This window comes from Amycolatopsis sp. NBC_00348, from assembly GCF_036114655.1.
Taxonomy (GTDB): Bacteria; Actinomycetota; Actinomycetes; order Mycobacteriales; family Pseudonocardiaceae; genus Amycolatopsis.
This window is the reverse complement of sequence record NZ_CP107994.1, coordinates 10,345,490-10,359,159: the sequence shown is the minus strand read 5'-3', so window position 1 is coordinate 10,359,159 and position 13,670 is coordinate 10,345,490. Positions and strand designations below refer to the sequence as shown.

At 71.1% G+C, this 13,670-nt stretch carries 12 protein-coding genes and 1 riboswitch; of the genes, 2 read left to right on the top strand and 10 right to left on the bottom strand.

Features of this window, described 5'->3' with window-relative positions; genetic code table 11:
• Window positions 1-28: 28 nt before the first annotated feature.
• Window positions 29-2,860: an aminomethyl-transferring glycine dehydrogenase gene (gcvP, locus tag OHS58_RS46905; protein WP_328649971.1), complete on the bottom strand. Its 2,832-nt coding sequence runs from the start codon at window positions 2,858-2,860 to the stop codon at window positions 29-31.
• Between the two features lie 140 nt (window positions 2,861-3,000).
• Window positions 3,001-3,094: riboswitch (glycine riboswitch) on the bottom strand.
• A gap of 121 nt (window positions 3,095-3,215) precedes the next feature.
• Complete coding sequence (locus OHS58_RS46900; protein WP_328646557.1) at window positions 3,216-4,517, bottom strand: helix-turn-helix domain-containing protein; 1,302 nt, start codon at window positions 4,515-4,517, stop codon at window positions 3,216-3,218.
• A gap of 72 nt (window positions 4,518-4,589) precedes the next feature.
• On the opposite strand from OHS58_RS46900, the gene OHS58_RS46895 reads away from it, so the two are divergent.
• Window positions 4,590-4,820 (top strand): hypothetical protein, encoded by a 231-nt coding sequence (locus OHS58_RS46895; protein ID WP_326947042.1) that lies wholly within the window; start codon window positions 4,590-4,592, stop codon window positions 4,818-4,820.
• Here OHS58_RS46895 and OHS58_RS46890 read toward each other — a convergent pair.
• Genes OHS58_RS46890 through OHS58_RS46875 form a run of 4 tightly spaced genes read right to left on the bottom strand, consistent with a single transcriptional unit; the run spans window position 4,817 to window position 9,003 of the window.
• Complete coding sequence (locus OHS58_RS46890; protein WP_247062178.1) at window positions 4,817-5,584, bottom strand: 3-oxoacyl-ACP reductase; 768 nt, start codon at window positions 5,582-5,584, stop codon at window positions 4,817-4,819. The genes OHS58_RS46895 and OHS58_RS46890 overlap by 4 nt on opposite strands.
• Window positions 5,584-6,948 (bottom strand): aldehyde dehydrogenase family protein, encoded by a 1,365-nt coding sequence (locus tag OHS58_RS46885; RefSeq protein WP_326955329.1) that lies wholly within the window; start codon window positions 6,946-6,948, stop codon window positions 5,584-5,586. Before OHS58_RS46885 ends, OHS58_RS46890 begins: the two co-directional genes overlap by 1 nt.
• Window positions 6,945-7,658 carry a gamma-glutamyl-gamma-aminobutyrate hydrolase family protein gene (locus OHS58_RS46880; protein ID WP_328646556.1) on the bottom strand — a complete coding sequence of 238 codons (714 nt, stop codon included), beginning with the start codon at window positions 7,656-7,658 and terminating at the stop codon, window positions 6,945-6,947. The genes OHS58_RS46885 and OHS58_RS46880 overlap by 4 nt, the downstream gene beginning before the upstream one ends.
• Window positions 7,639-9,003 (bottom strand): glutamine synthetase family protein, encoded by a 1,365-nt coding sequence (locus OHS58_RS46875; protein WP_247062172.1) that lies wholly within the window; start codon window positions 9,001-9,003, stop codon window positions 7,639-7,641. The genes OHS58_RS46880 and OHS58_RS46875 overlap by 20 nt, the downstream gene beginning before the upstream one ends.
• A gap of 225 nt (window positions 9,004-9,228) precedes the next feature.
• Here OHS58_RS46875 and OHS58_RS46870 point away from each other — a divergent pair, with 225 nt between their 5' ends.
• The gene (locus OHS58_RS46870; protein WP_247062170.1) at window positions 9,229-9,753 is read left to right on the top strand and encodes a general stress protein; all 525 of its coding nucleotides are present in this window, start codon (window positions 9,229-9,231) and stop codon (window positions 9,751-9,753) included.
• Between the two features lie 714 nt (window positions 9,754-10,467).
• Here the strand turns inward: OHS58_RS46870 and OHS58_RS46865 are convergent.
• From OHS58_RS46865 to OHS58_RS46850, 4 genes are all read right to left on the bottom strand, one after another.
• On the bottom strand, window positions 10,468-11,403 hold the full coding sequence (locus tag OHS58_RS46865) for an alpha/beta fold hydrolase (RefSeq protein ID WP_328646555.1): 936 nt from the start codon (window positions 11,401-11,403) through the stop codon (window positions 10,468-10,470).
• A 155-nt stretch (window positions 11,404-11,558) separates the two neighbouring features.
• Complete coding sequence (locus OHS58_RS46860; protein WP_328646554.1) at window positions 11,559-12,815, bottom strand: DUF1700 domain-containing protein; 1,257 nt, start codon at window positions 12,813-12,815, stop codon at window positions 11,559-11,561.
• Window positions 12,812-13,135 (bottom strand): PadR family transcriptional regulator, encoded by a 324-nt coding sequence (locus tag OHS58_RS46855; RefSeq protein ID WP_323331770.1) that lies wholly within the window; start codon window positions 13,133-13,135, stop codon window positions 12,812-12,814. Before OHS58_RS46855 ends, OHS58_RS46860 begins: the two co-directional genes overlap by 4 nt.
• A gap of 76 nt (window positions 13,136-13,211) precedes the next feature.
• Entirely contained in the window at window positions 13,212-13,646 is a 435-nt protein-coding gene (locus OHS58_RS46850) for an Lrp/AsnC family transcriptional regulator (RefSeq protein ID WP_326947037.1), read from the bottom strand.
• Window positions 13,647-13,670 lie beyond the last annotated feature (24 nt).

The following is a 13,670-nucleotide window of genomic DNA, read 5'->3' as shown; positions in this document are numbered from 1 at the left end:
GTAACAGTGTTAGAACACTGTTACGCACTCACGACCCGTACTCGCTGAGGGGCGGGCAGGAGCAGACCAGGTTGCGGTCACCGCGGGCACCGTCGATGCGGCGGACCGGCGGCCAGTACTTGTTCTTGCGCGACACGCCCGCCGGGAACACGGCCAGCTCGCGGTCGTAGGCCTTGTCCCACTCGCCGACCAGCGTCTCGGCGGTGTGCGGCGCACCGCGCAGCGGCGACGACTCCGCCGTCCAGGTGCCCTTGGCGACCTCGTCGATCTCGCCGCGGATGGCGATCATCGCGGCGATGAACCGGTCGATCTCGCCCAGGTCCTCGGACTCGGTCGGCTCGACCATCAGCGTGCCGGCGACCGGGAACGACATCGTCGGCGCGTGGAAGCCGTAGTCGATGAGCCGCTTCGCGACGTCGTCGACCGTCACGCCGGTCTCCTTGGTGATCTGGCGCAGGTCAAGGATGCACTCGTGCGCGACCAGGCCGTCCTGGCCCGTGTAGAGCACCGGGTAGTGCGGGGCGAGGCGCGAGGCGACGTAGTTCGCGGCCAGCACGGCGACCTTCGTCGCGGCGGTCAGGCCGGGCGCGCCCATCATCCGGACGTAGGCCCAGGAGATCGGCAGGATCGACGCCGAGCCGTAGGGCGCGCCGCTGATCGGGCCGACGCCGGTCGCCGGGCCGGCCGCCTCCAGCAGCGGGTGGTTGGGCAGGAACGGCGCGAGGTGCGCGCGCACCGCGACCGGGCCGACGCCGGGGCCGCCACCGCCGTGCGGGATGCAGAAGGTCTTGTGCAGGTTCAGGTGCGAGACGTCGCCGCCGAACTCGCCCGGCTTGGCCAGGCCCAGCAGGGCGTTGAGGTTCGCGCCGTCGACGTACACCTGGCCGCCGCCGTCGTGCACGATCTTGGCCAGCTCGTCGATCGAGTGCTCGTACACGCCGTGCGTCGACGGGTAGGTCACCATGATCGCGGCGAGCGTGTCCCGGTGTGCGTCCACTTTGGACCGCAGGTCGGCCAGGTCGACGTTGCCCTCGTCGGTGCACTTGACGACGACCACGCGCATCCCGGCGAGCACCGCGGACGCGGCGTTGGTGCCGTGCGCCGACGACGGGATCAGGCAGACGTCGCGGGCGTCGTCGCCGTTCGAGCGGTGGTACGCGCGGATCGCGAGGAGCCCGGCGAGCTCGCCCTGGCTGCCCGCGTTCGGCTGCAGCGACACCTTGTCGTAGCCGGTGACCTCGGCCAGCCACTCGGCCAGCTGCGCGACGAGGACGTGGTAGCCCTCGGCGTCCTCGGCCGGCGCGAACGGGTGGATGCCGGCGAACTCGCGCCAGCTGATCGGCTCCATCTCGGTGGTGGCGTTGAGCTTCATCGTGCAGGAGCCGAGCGGGATCATGCCGCGGTCGAGCGCGTAGTCCTGGTCGGACAGCCGGCGCAGGTAGCGCAGCATCGCCGTCTCGGAGCGGTGGCTGCCGAAGACCTCGTGGCCCATGAAGCCGCTCTCGCGGGCCAGGCCGTTCGGCAGCGCGACGCCGTCCCGCGCGTCCTCTTCGACGCCGAAGGCCTTGAGGACCTTGGCGGTGATCGCGGGGGTGCTGACCTCGTCGAAGGCGACGCGGACGTGGTCGGCGTCGACGTGGCCGAGGTTGACCCCGGCCGCGCGGGCGGCGGCGTGGACGTCGGCCGCCTGGCCCGGGACGTGCGCGACGACGGTGTCGAAGAAGGACTCGTGCACGACCTCGACGCCGGTCTTGCGCAGCGCGTCGGCGAAGCCCGCGGCCAGGCCGTGGACGCGCTGGGCGATCCGCTTGAGGCCGTCCGGGCCGTGGTAGACCGCGTACATCGCGGCCAGCACGGCCGGGAGGACCTGCGCGGTGCAGATGTTGGACGTCGCCTTTTCGCGGCGGATGTGCTGCTCACGCGTCTGCAGCGCGAGGCGGTAGGCCGGGTTGCCGTCGGCGTCGACCGAGACGCCGACCAGGCGCCCGGGCAGCGAGCGCTCGAGCCCGGCGCGGACGGACATGAACCCGGCGTGCGGGCCGCCGTAGCCGAGCGGGACGCCGAAGCGCTGCGTCGACCCGGCGGCGACGTCGGCGCCGAACTCGCCGGGTGAGGTGATGAGCGTCAGCGAGAGGAGGTCGGCGGCGACGGTGAACAGCGCGCCCGCGGCCTTCGCCGACTCGGAGATCGCGTGGTAGAAACCGCGGCCGCGCAGCACGCCGGACGCGCCGGGGTACTGGACGACGACGCCGAAGAAGTCCTCGGGCAGCCCGGTGAGCAGGTCGCGGACCTCGACCTCGATGCCCAGCGCCTCGACGCGGGTCCGCACGACGGCGATGGTCTGCGGCAGGCACTCGGCGTCGAGCACGACCTTGTTCGACTTCGACTTGGACGCGCGGCGCATCAGCGTGACGGCCTCGGCGACGGCGGTCGACTCGTCGAGCAGGGACGCGTTCGCGGTGGCCAGCCCGGTCAGGTCGGCGACCATCGTCTGGAAGTTGAGCAACGCTTCGAGGCGGCCCTGCGAGATCTCCGGCTGGTACGGCGTGTAGGCCGTGTACCAGGCGGGGTTCTCGAGCACGTTGCGCCGGATCACGCCGGGGGTGACGGTGTCGGAGTAGCCGAGCCCGATCATCTGCGTCATCGGCCGGTTACGCGCGGCGAGCGCGCGCAGCTCCGCGGTGGCGTCCTCTTCGGACGCGGCGGGCGGCAGAACCAGGTCGCGAGTGACGCGGATCGCACTCGGCACAGCCGCTTCGAGCAGCGCGTCGAGGGATCCGTAGCCGCACTCGGCGAGCATCTTGGCGCGTTCGGCCTCGGAGGGGCCGATGTGGCGGGCGTCGAACTGCGTAGAGGTGATCGGGAGCTCCTCGGGCCGGGCACCGGACACAACGGTGCGCTGGGAACTCCCCCTCTGTCATGGCACCTGAGAGTTTCACCGTGTGAGACACGGCTTTCACCTTGGGTGAGGCGCGGGTGCGCCTGCTTTCCAGAGTGGCCTCGCACGAAGCGGTAGCAGGTACCTGAGAGATTCCGGGGAGTTTGCTCCTTCGGTGCCCCACTGACTTCGTGAGGGCTCTCCCGCCTCGGCTCGACGGCCCGATCTGCAGTTATGGCGGCTACCGTACCTGCCGGGTTCAACCCCCGTCTACTTCACCCGGCCAACACCACACCAGCCCTCGAGCCCGCCTCGACCGCCCCTGGCCCGAACGGGATCAGCGGCCGGTGACCCGCCGGGTGACCGCGCTAGCCAGCGCCGGTGGGCGGCGGACCCGGCCCGAGGGCAGCACCAGCCGTTTCAACGGCCCGCCCAGCGGGACCGGTGGTAGGCCCGCGCCCAGCAGGACGTGCTCCACCACCTGCTCCGCGAGCCACGCCACCGAGTCGTTCAGCCGATCCAGGGACGGCCGGTCGCCGTCGAAGACGTCCGTGTCGTCCAGGACCACCTCGAAGTACTCGCCCGGCAGCCGGGCGACCACCGCGTCGACGGCCGTCTCGATCGCGCGGGCGCCGTCCGCCGGGTCGGTGAACCCCGCCTCGAGCAGCGGCTCGCGGTAGATCCGGGCGGCGCGGGCGCGCATCCGCGGGCCGTAGCGGACCACGACCGGGAGCCGGCCGGTCAGGTCCGGCACCTCGAGGCCGTGCAGCAGCATGATCGGCGGCACCGCGTGCACCAGCCGCGGCGCCGGCTCGGCCAGCTCGCGCGCGGTGATCCGGAGCCGGCCGGCCATCGCGTCCGGCAGGCCGAAGTAGCGGAAGTCGACGTTGCCGAACCCGAGGCCGTCCGCGACCAGCGACGCGAGCAGCTCGCCGTAACCCCAGATCGGCGACAGCACCACGACCGGCGGCGCCGTCACGAACGGCGGCGACGGTGACGGCGGGCGGGACGCCTCCTGCTCGGGCACCTGGATCACCAGCCGCGGCGGGTCGTCCCAGTCGTGCGGCTCGGCGACCCGCCAGTACAGCCCGAGCGGCTGCCAGAGGCCGCCGAGGATCTCGTGTTCGATGATCCGGCGCGCTTCGGCGTCGGGGTGCGGGAAGTCGCGGGGCGGCACGATCCCGACGTAGTGGTGGTAGGTGACACGGATCTCGTCGCCGCGGGTCGCCGAGCGGATCCGCATCTCCCAGTCGATCGGCGACGCGGCGATCGCGTTCGCCACCTGCGTGCCGGGCGAGGAGTAGACGAGCGCCGTCGCCTGCCGCAGGAAGTCCCCGGCCCGCTCGATGCCTTCCCGCAGCGACTTCGCGGCCTGCGCGACGTGCACCGGCGTGGCCAGCGACTCGGGCAGCACACCGGCGACGCGGAGCAGCTCGGCCTCGCCGAGCCCGGTGACCTCGGCGAGCTGCGCCCAGTGGTCGAAGACGGTCACCTTCGGCGCGTGCCGGTGCTCGACCCAGCTGCGCAGGGTGGACGTCGGCACGCCGATCCGCCGCGCGGCCTCGTCGAAGGAGAGCCCCCGCGCCCGGATCCCGGCCCGGACCGCTTCCGCCCACTCGTCGGCGCGCCAGTGCGTCACCTCACAAAGCTAACGAAACCCGCTAGCTTTGCGCGGGGACAAACCGCCCGCACCGCGTCGACGCTGGTGAGCATGACCACCACCGTCCTCGCCCTGACCCTGATCGTCGGCGTGCTCACCTTCGCCGCCGGGGCGTTCCTCGCCGCCGAAACCGCGGTCCGCGTGCTTCGCCGCCGGGAAGCGCGAGTCGCCGCCGAGCGGAAGTCGCTCAACGCCGCGTGGAAGTACCTGCGGGAGGTGTACGGCCTCAAGAAGGCGTGGTTCCCCGGCGAGAAACCCGCCGGGAACCGCAAGCGCCGTTAGATCGGGGTGACGTACGCGCCGGAGATGCCGCCGTCCACCAGGAACTGCGACGCCGTGATGAAGCTGGCGTCGTCGCTGGCCAGGAACGCGACGGCAGCCGCGATCTCGTCGGGCTCGGCGAACCGGCCGACCGGGACGTGGACCAGGCGCCGCGCCGCGCGTTCCGGGTCCTTCGCGAACAGCTCCTTGAGCAGCGGCGTGTTCACCGGCCCCGGGCACAGCGCGTTGACGCGGATGTTCTCCCGCGCGAACTGCACGCCGAGCTCGCGGCTCATGGCGAGCACGCCACCCTTCGACGCGGTGTAGGAGATCTGCGACGTCGCCGCGCCCATCACCGCCACGAACGACGCCGTGTTGACGATCGAGCCCTTGCCCTGGCGCTGCATGTAGGGCAGGACCGCCTTGCAGCACAGGTAGACCGACGTCAGGTTGACGCGCTGGACCCGTTCCCAGGCCTCGATCCCGGTGGTCAGGATCGAGTCGTCCTCGGGCGGCGAGATGCCGGCGTTGTTGAACGCGACGTCGATCGAGCCGAACTGCTCGGCCGTGGTCCGGTAGAGGGCTTCCACCTGCTCGGCGTCGGTGACGTCGGCCTGCACGAACAGGCCGTCGACCTCGTCGGCGGCGGCTTTGCCGGATTCCGGCGTCAGGTCGGCGATGACGACCTTCGCGCCTTCGCTCGCCAGACGGCGGGCCGAGGCGAGGCCGATGCCGCTCGCGCCGCCCGTGATCACCGCGACGCGGCCTTCGAAACGCTGGACCATTACTCCTCCGTGCTGATGAAAACGTTCTTGGTCTCGGTGAACGCCGTCGGGGCGTCGGGGCCCAGCTCACGGCCGAGGCCGGACTGCTTGAAGCCGCCGAAGGGCGTCCAGTAGCGCACCGACGAGTGCGAGTTGACCGACAGGTTGCCGGCCTCGACGGCGCGCGCCACGCGGAACGCGCGGCCGGTGTCGCGGGTCCAGATCGAGCCGGACAGGCCGTACTCGGTGGTGTTGGCCTGGCGCACCGCGTCCGCTTCGTCGGTGAACGGCACGACGGCCACGACCGGGCCGAAGACCTCGTCGGCCGCGGCCGGGTGCCGCAGGTCCGGCGGGGTCAGGACAGTCGGCGGGAACCAGAAGCCAGGGCCGGCCGGCGCGGTGCCGCGGAACGCGACGGGCGCGTCGTCCGGCACGTAGGACGCGACCTTCTCCCGGTGCGCCGCGGAGATCAGCGGCCCCATCTCGGTCTTCTCCTCGGCGGGGTCACCGACGACGACGCCGTGGACGGCGGGTTCCAGCAGCTCCATGAACCGGTCGTAGACGCTGGCCTGCACCAGGATCAGCGAGCGGGCGCAGCAGTCCTGGCCGGCGTTGTCGAAGACGCCGTAGGGCGCGGTGGCCGCGGCTTTCTCCAGGTCGGCGTCGGCGAAGACGACGTTCGCGTTCTTGCCGCCCAGCTCCAGCGTCACGCGCTTCACCCGCGCCGCGCAGCCGGCCATGATCTGCTTGCCGACCTCGGTGGAGCCGGTGAAGACGACCTTGCGCACCGCCGGATGATCCACGAACCGTTGTCCGACAACGGATCCCTTGCCGGGCAGCACCTGGAAGACGTCTTCCGGGATGCCGGCCTCGCGCGCCAGCTCGCCGAGCCGGATCGCGGTGAGCGGGGTCAGTTCGGCGGGCTTGAGCACGACGGTGTTGCCGGCGGCGAGCGCGGGCGCGAACCCCCAGCCGGCGATCGGCATCGGGAAGTTCCACGGCACGATCACGCCGACGACGCCGAGCGGCTCGTGGAAGGTGACGTTGACCCCGCCCGGCACCGGGATCTGCTGCCCGATCAGGCGTTCCGGCGCGGCGGAGTAGTAGTTGAGCACGTCGCGGACGTTGCCCGCCTCCCAGCGCGCGTTGCCGATGGTGTGCCCGGAGTTCTCGACCTCCAGCCGCGCGAGGTGCTCGATGTCCGCCTCGACGGCGTCGGCGAAGCGGCGCAGCAGCCGCGCGCGGTCGCCGGGGGCGACGTCGCGCCAGGCCGGGAACGCCGCCTGCGCACCGGCGATCGCCGCGTCGGTCTCGTCGGCGCTGGTCAGCGCGACCGACCGCACCACCTGCTCGGTGGCGGGGTTGATCACCTCGAAGCTGGTCATGCCCTCTCCTTGCTCGCCGCGACCAGGGCCTGGAACAGCCGGACGTCGTCGGTGTGCTGCTCGGGGTGCCACTGGACGCCGAGCAGGAAGTCCTCACCCGGCGCTTCGGCGGCTTCGATGGTGCCGTCGGCGGACCAGCCGACCGGATCGAGGCCGTCGCCGAGCCGGTCGATCGCCTGGTGGTGGTAGCACAGGGTCTTGGTCTCCGGCCCCAGGATCCGCGCGGCGCGGCTGCGGCCGGCCAGCGTGACGACGCCCTGGCCGAACGTCGCCGGCGCGGGCTGGTGCTCGGTGGATTCGCGGGCCTCGGGCAGGTGCTGGACCAGGGTGCCGCCGAGGGCGACGCTGATCACCTGCAGGCCACGGCACACGCCGAGCACGGGCTTCCGTTGGCGACGCGCCGCGTCGAACAGGCCGAACTCGAACGCGTCGCGCTGCGGACGGACGTAGGTCTTGGGGTGCTGCGTCTGGCCGTAGCGCTGCGGCTCGACGTCGGCGCCGCCGGTCAGCACCAGGCCGTCCACTGTGGACATCAGCCGATCGTACGCGTCACTCATCGGTGGCAGCAGCACCGGGATGCCGCCCGCGGCGACGACGCACTCGACGTAGACGCGGTGCAGCAGCGCGACTTCCGTGTCCCACACGAGGAACTTCGCGGGCTCGAGGTAGGTGGTCAGCCCGATGATGGGCTTAGAGGCGCTCGAAGCCACGAACCCGCTCCCAGTCGGTGACGGCGGCGTTGTACGCGTCCACCTCGATCTTCGCCGCGTTCAGGTAGTGCTCGACGACGTCCTCGCCGAAGGCCGCGCGGGCCAGCTCGCTGCCCGCGAGCGCGGCGGCGGCTTCGGGCAGGGTGGTCGGCACCGTGTCGCGGCCGGAGTTGTAGGCGTTGCCGGTGAAGGGTTCTTCCAGCTCCAGCTCGTTCTCGATGCCGTGTAAACCGGCCGCGATCAGCGCGGCGACGGCGAGGTACGGGTTGACGTCCCCGCCCGGCACGCGGTTCTCGACGCGCAGCGACTCGCCGTGCCCGACGACGCGCAGCGCGCAGGTGCGGTTGTCGGTGCCCCAGGCGATGGCCGTCGGCGCGAAGCTGCCGGGCACGAACCGCTTGTAGGAGTTGATGTTCGGCGCGAGGAAGTAGGTCAGCTCGTGCAGCGCGGCCAGCTGGCCGGCGAGGAAGTGCTCCATCAGCTTCGAGAAGCCGTGCTCACGGTCCCCGGCGAGCACCGCGCCGCCTTCGGTGGCGCGCAGGCTGATGTGAATGTGGCAGGAGTTGCCCTCACGCTCGTTGTACTTCGCCATGAAGGTGAGGCTCTTGCCCTCCTGTGCGGCGATCTCCTTGGCGCCGTTCTTGTAGACGCTGTGGTTGTCGCAGGTGGCGAGCGCGTCGGTGAAGCGGAAGGCGATCTCCTGCTGGCCGGGGTTGCACTCGCCCTTGGCGGACTCGGGGTAGAGCCCGGCGCCGGCCATGTCGTTGCGGATGCGGCGCAGCAGCGGCTCGAGGCGCGCGGTGCCGAGCATCGAGTAGTCGACGTTGTACTGGTTGGCCGGCTTGAGGCCGTGGTAGCGCTTGTCCCAGGCGGCTTCGTAGGTGTCGTCGAAGACGATGAACTCGAGCTCGGTCCCGACGAAGGCGCCGAGCCCGCGCTCGGCGAGCCGCTCGAGCTGGCGGCGCAGGATCTGGCGCGGCGACACCGACACGGGCCCGCCCTGCACGCGCTCGACGTCGGCCAGCACCAGGGCAGTGCCCTCCTGCCACGGCACCAGTCGCAGGGTTTCGAAGTCGGGCCGCAGCACGAAGTCGCCGTACCCGCTGTCCCACGACGAGAGCGCGTAGCCGTCGACGGTGTTCATGTCGACGTCCACGGCGAGCAGGTAGTTGCAGGCCTCGGTGGCGTGCCCGACGACCTCGTCGAGGAAGTACTCCGCCGCGCAGCGCTTGCCCTGGAGCCTGCCCTGCATGTCCGTGATCGCGACGAGCACGGTGTCGATCGTGCCCGCCTCGACGAGCTCCCGGAGTTCGTCGAGGGTGAGCATGCCTCGCCTGCGTGCCATCAGCTACCCCAAAGGTTTGATGCGAATCCTTTGCCGGTCCTTCCTACCCTGGTGGCGCGCGACGGGTCAACCCTCGAAAAGGTATTTTCTTGACCCATTACAGTGACGTTCTCGCGGCGTGGTGGAATGTCCGGGATGCCCGGCTGAGAAGAGTCTGTGAATCCCGTCCGACCGGGAGGAATCCGGGGTACTCCCACGTTGTACGGGGCAAGAGAGGTGAGATCGATGACCACAGCATTCACGCAGAGCACGATCGGGCAACAGCAGCAGGCCCGGCCTCAGCTGCCGACCCTGCCCACGGGCTGGCCGATCGGTTCGTACGAGTCCTACGAGCAGGCACAGCGCGCGGTCGACCACCTCGCGGGCACGGACTTCCCGGTCACCGACGTCACGATCGTGGGTGTCGAACCGCTGCTGGTCGAGCGGATCGCGGGCAAGATGTCGTGGAGCAAGGTCCTGAGCAGCGCGGCGATGTCGGGCGCGATGTTCGGCCTGTTCCTCGGCCTGGTGCTGAGCCTGCTCAACCCGGGAGCCGGCCTGGTCCCGATCGCGATCGGCCTGATCGCCGGTCTGGGGTTCAACCTGCTGTTCGGCGCCCTGGGCTACGCGACGAACCGCAACAAGCGCGGGTTCATCTCGCAGAGCCAGCTGGTCGCCCGCAGGTACGACGTCCTGTCCCAGCCACGCAACGCGGAGAAGGGACGTGCGCTGCTGGCCGACCTGGCCGCCCGAAGCGCATTCGGCCACTGACGGGTTTCCTTTCGAAGGCCACTTCCCAGATAGGGAGGTGGCCTTCGGCGTGTCCCCGCTCGGGGTGGCCTTCGGCGTTCCCTCGGCAGGTGACCTTCGGCGCGTCCCCCGGGTCGCTCCCGCGCTGAACTGTCGGTGCCCGCCGGTAACGTGGGAATTCAGGGGGTGCTCGATCAGCTCACCCGTCTCCCACCTGCGCGCCGTAGTCGGCTGGTGCCGCGTTCGACCGTTCGCACCCCGTTGAACGGCTGCCGAGCGCGTCGGCGGGCTCGCGCCAACGGTGGATTCCGGCCTCCAGCGGCGCGCCCATCAGCTCCGCGGCCGCGGGTCATGCGCGCTCGCCCAGCGACTCCGGCCCCAGGCGGCGGACTCGCGCCAGACTTCCGACCCCAAGCGGCGGCATGCGCGCCACCGGCGCGGCCATCAGCTCCACGCCCCGCGGGTCGTGCGCACTCGCCCAGCGACTTCCAGTCCCAGGCGGCGGTCTCGCACCAACGGTCACTTCCGGACCCCAGCGGCGGCACGCGCGCCAGCGATGCGCCCATCAGCTCCGCGGTCCGCGGGTCGTGCACGCTCGCCTAGCGACTTCCGGTCCAGGCCGCGGGCTCACGCCAACAGCGACTTCCGGACGCAAACGTCACCGATTCGCCGGAGCCAGACCGCGACCACCAGGAACCGTCGGTGCCCGCCGGTAGCGTGGGAAACGGGGGCTGCTCAGGTGCCCGACGAGACCGTCGGGGTGCCGGGGGCGTCCTCCGGGTCCGGCAGGTCCGCCGGGCGGCCCGAGCGCAGCAGGTCACCCCAGCGGGAACGGTCGTGGTGCGCCGCCGGGGTCGTCGTCAGGAACTCGCGCAGGATCTCCAGGAACCGCTTCGGGTCGGAGCGGTGCGGGAAGTGCCCGGCGCCCTCGAACAGCACCAGCTTGCTGCCCGGCATCGCCTGGTGGGCACGCAGCGCGTGGCCGCTCGGCACGACGACGTCGTCCGTGCCCCACACCAGCAGCGTCGGGATTCCCTCGGTCAGATAGCACCGATCGAGCATGTTGACGACCTGGCCGCGCCAGTCGACGACCGAGCGGAGCGTCCGCAGGAACGCCGTCCGGCTGCTCGGCTGGAGCAGGCGGACGTAGCGCGTCAGCACGTAGTCGAGGTCCGGGCCGAGCCCGAGGCCTTCGGAAATCCGCAGCAGCTCGGCGAACCCGCGCATCGCGGCCAGCGCCGGCTTGGTGCCCAGCAACGGCATCACCAGCCCCGCGCCGGGCGCCGCCGCCAGGCGCAGCAGCGGGTGGACGCTCGCGCCGACCCCGCCCGAGCCCACCAGCACCAGGCGTTCGCAGCGCTCCGGGAACTGGTACGCGAACTGCATCGCGACGCCGCCGCCGAGCGAGTGCCCGACCACCGTCACGCGGTCGATGTCCAAAGTCGTCAGCAGGTCCCGCATGCCGCACGCGTAGGCGGCGACCGAGTAGTCCGCGCGCGGCTTGGCCGACGCGCCGTGGCCGAGCAGGTCCGGCGCGATCACCGTGTAGTCGCTCGACAGCGACGCCAGCAGGTCCAGCCAGGTCGACGAGTCGTCGCCGATGCCGTGCAGGAACAGCAGGGCCGGCCCGCGCCCGGCCATCCGGTACGCGCGCTCGTACCCGTGGACCACCCGTATCCGTGGGGCGAAGGTGTCCGCCCCGATCCCCGTGAGTGCCGGCACCCACCCAGATCACCACGCCGGCGTTCGCGGCACGTTTCGGGCAGGTTCGGATCGGGTGAACGCCAGGAGCGGCCCCGACCTCCGCTCCTGGCGTCCGTTTCCCCCTACCTCGTCGGCGTCGTCGTGGGTGGCGCCGTGGGCGCCGACGTCGACGAAGGAGCACTGGGTGAAGGCGGCGTCGTAGGCGACGCCGTGGGTGGCGTCGTCACCTTCGGGATCGCCGCGCTGAACGGCACGTTCGGGTCTTCGCGGCAGGCGGAGCGGTAACCGTTGTAGCCGTCGAAGTTGCCTTGGTCGTCGGTGACGCCCTGCTGGATCCGCGGGCGCGGGAACCGGTTGTCCGAACCGATCTTCTCCTTGGTGCCGGACGAGCGTTCACAGGCGTAGCGGGTCAGCGTGATCGGCCGGCCCTCCTCGTCGTAGAGGTAGACCTCGGTCAGCGGTTTGCCTTCGGCGTCGAAGGCGTAGACGTTGCCGATCGACTGACCGCCGTAGGACAGCTGGTCGTTGCCGTACGGGTCGGACGACGACGGGTAGTACGACGACGCGCTCTGGTAGGCGTTGCGGTTCGAGATGAGGTCGACCGCGGCACCGAACCCGCCCAGTGACCCGCCGATGACGAACGCCGACACCGGCACGGCCACCCACAGCAGCCGCCGGTCGGCCCGCACCCGCGGCCCGGCCCACACGATCGCGACGCCCGCGAGGAGCAGGAACGGCAGGAGCAGCACCGCGTCCCGGTCGCGCAGCATGAGCAGCACCCCGAAGGCGAGCAGCGCGAGGGCGCACAGCACCCACCACGCCGGCTTGAGCGAACCGAGGTAGCCCAGGAACTTCCCGCCGTCCTCCTGCTCGCGCACCTTCGTCAGCGAGCCGCGCAGCCAGGCGAGCTCCGGCAGTGCCAGCACCGGTTCGACGCCGCCACGCAGCAGCAGTACCAGGCTGATCAGGAACACCGGGGCCACCACCAGCAGGCCGGCGAGGACGTCGGGATTGACGCTGACGGCGGCGCCGAAGGCCAGCAGGGCGAGCGCCACCGCGCAGAGGATGAGCCCCCACAACGCGATCCGCGGCTTCACCCGGCTCGGTGACGCCGGCGCCGCGGTCAGCACGGTCGTCGCCCCCTCCGCGGCCGGCGGATAACCGCCGGACGCCCGCAGTTCGGCCGCGTAACTCTCGGGCGTGCCGAGGCGTTCGATGAGGGCCTCGACGCGCGCGCCCTCCCCCAACTCGGCTTCCAGTTCCGTCAGGTGCGGGCGGACGTCTTCGAGGATTTCTTCGATCTCGCTCGCGGGCAGGTCGGCGAGCGCGGTCCGGACCCGCGCCAGATACACCCGCACGGCGGTCGGCTTGTCGCTCATGCTGCCTCTCCCAAAAGCACGTTCATCGTCGAAGCGAAGCTGTGCCAGGTCTTGCCCGACTCCGCCAGGCGGAGCCGGCCCGGCTCGTTCAGGCTGTAGTACTTGCGGTGCGGCCCCTCTTCACTGGGCACCACGTACGAGGTGAGCAGGCCGGCCTTGTAGAGCCTGCGCAACGTCCCGTACACCGACGCGTCCCCCACCTCTTCGAGGCCCGACGCCCTGAGTCTTCGCAGGACGTCGTACCCGTAACCGTCTTCCTCGCGGAGCACCGCGAGGACAGCGAGGTCGAGCACACCCTTGAGCAGCTGACTGATCTCCACTGCACCCTCCAGTCGTACGCTTAGGAAGGTACCACGCATTGCGCAGTAGTGTGCACGGCGGAGGGGCGCCGCGAGGTCAACCGGGGTCGACCGGCCGCTCGAAGAAGGACTCCAGCACGACGATCGTCTGCGTCCCGGTGACGCCGTCGATCGTGAACAGCCGTTGCAGCGCCGCCTGCAGCTCCTCGGTCGACGCCGTCCGCACCTTCACCAGCAGCGACGCCGGACCCGCGACGACGTGTGCCTCGATGACCTCGGGCAGCGCTTCGAGGGCAGCCTTCACCGAGCTGTCCCCCATCCAGGCGTTGGCTTCGACGAGGACGAACGCCGCGACTCCCCGGCCGACCGTGGCCGGGTCGACCTCCACGGTGGTCCGCCGGATCACGCCCTGTTCGCGCAGCTTGCGCACGCGCTCGTGGGCCGCGCCGGCCGAGAGCCCGACCGCGCGCCCGAGCGCGGTGTACACCTGAGCCGCGTCCCGCTGGAGTTCCGCCAGCAATTTCCGATCCACGTCATCCACCTCTTGACCATACCA

Coding starts and splice junctions, on each gene's coding strand:
- OHS58_RS46870 (WP_247062170.1), top strand. CDS start 9,229: ATGACCACAGCATTCACGCAGAGCACGATCGGGCAACAGCAGCAGGCC.
- OHS58_RS46895 (WP_326947042.1), top strand. CDS start 4,590: ATGACCACCACCGTCCTCGCCCTGACCCTGATCGTCGGCGTGCTCACC.
- OHS58_RS46875 (WP_247062172.1), bottom strand. CDS start 9,003: ATGGCACGCAGGCGAGGCATGCTCACCCTCGACGAACTCCGGGAGCTC.
- OHS58_RS46890 (WP_247062178.1), bottom strand. CDS start 5,584: ATGGTCCAGCGTTTCGAAGGCCGCGTCGCGGTGATCACGGGCGGCGCG.
- OHS58_RS46885 (WP_326955329.1), bottom strand. CDS start 6,948: ATGACCAGCTTCGAGGTGATCAACCCCGCCACCGAGCAGGTGGTGCGG.
- OHS58_RS46860 (WP_328646554.1), bottom strand. CDS start 12,815: ATGAGCGACAAGCCGACCGCCGTGCGGGTGTATCTGGCGCGGGTCCGG.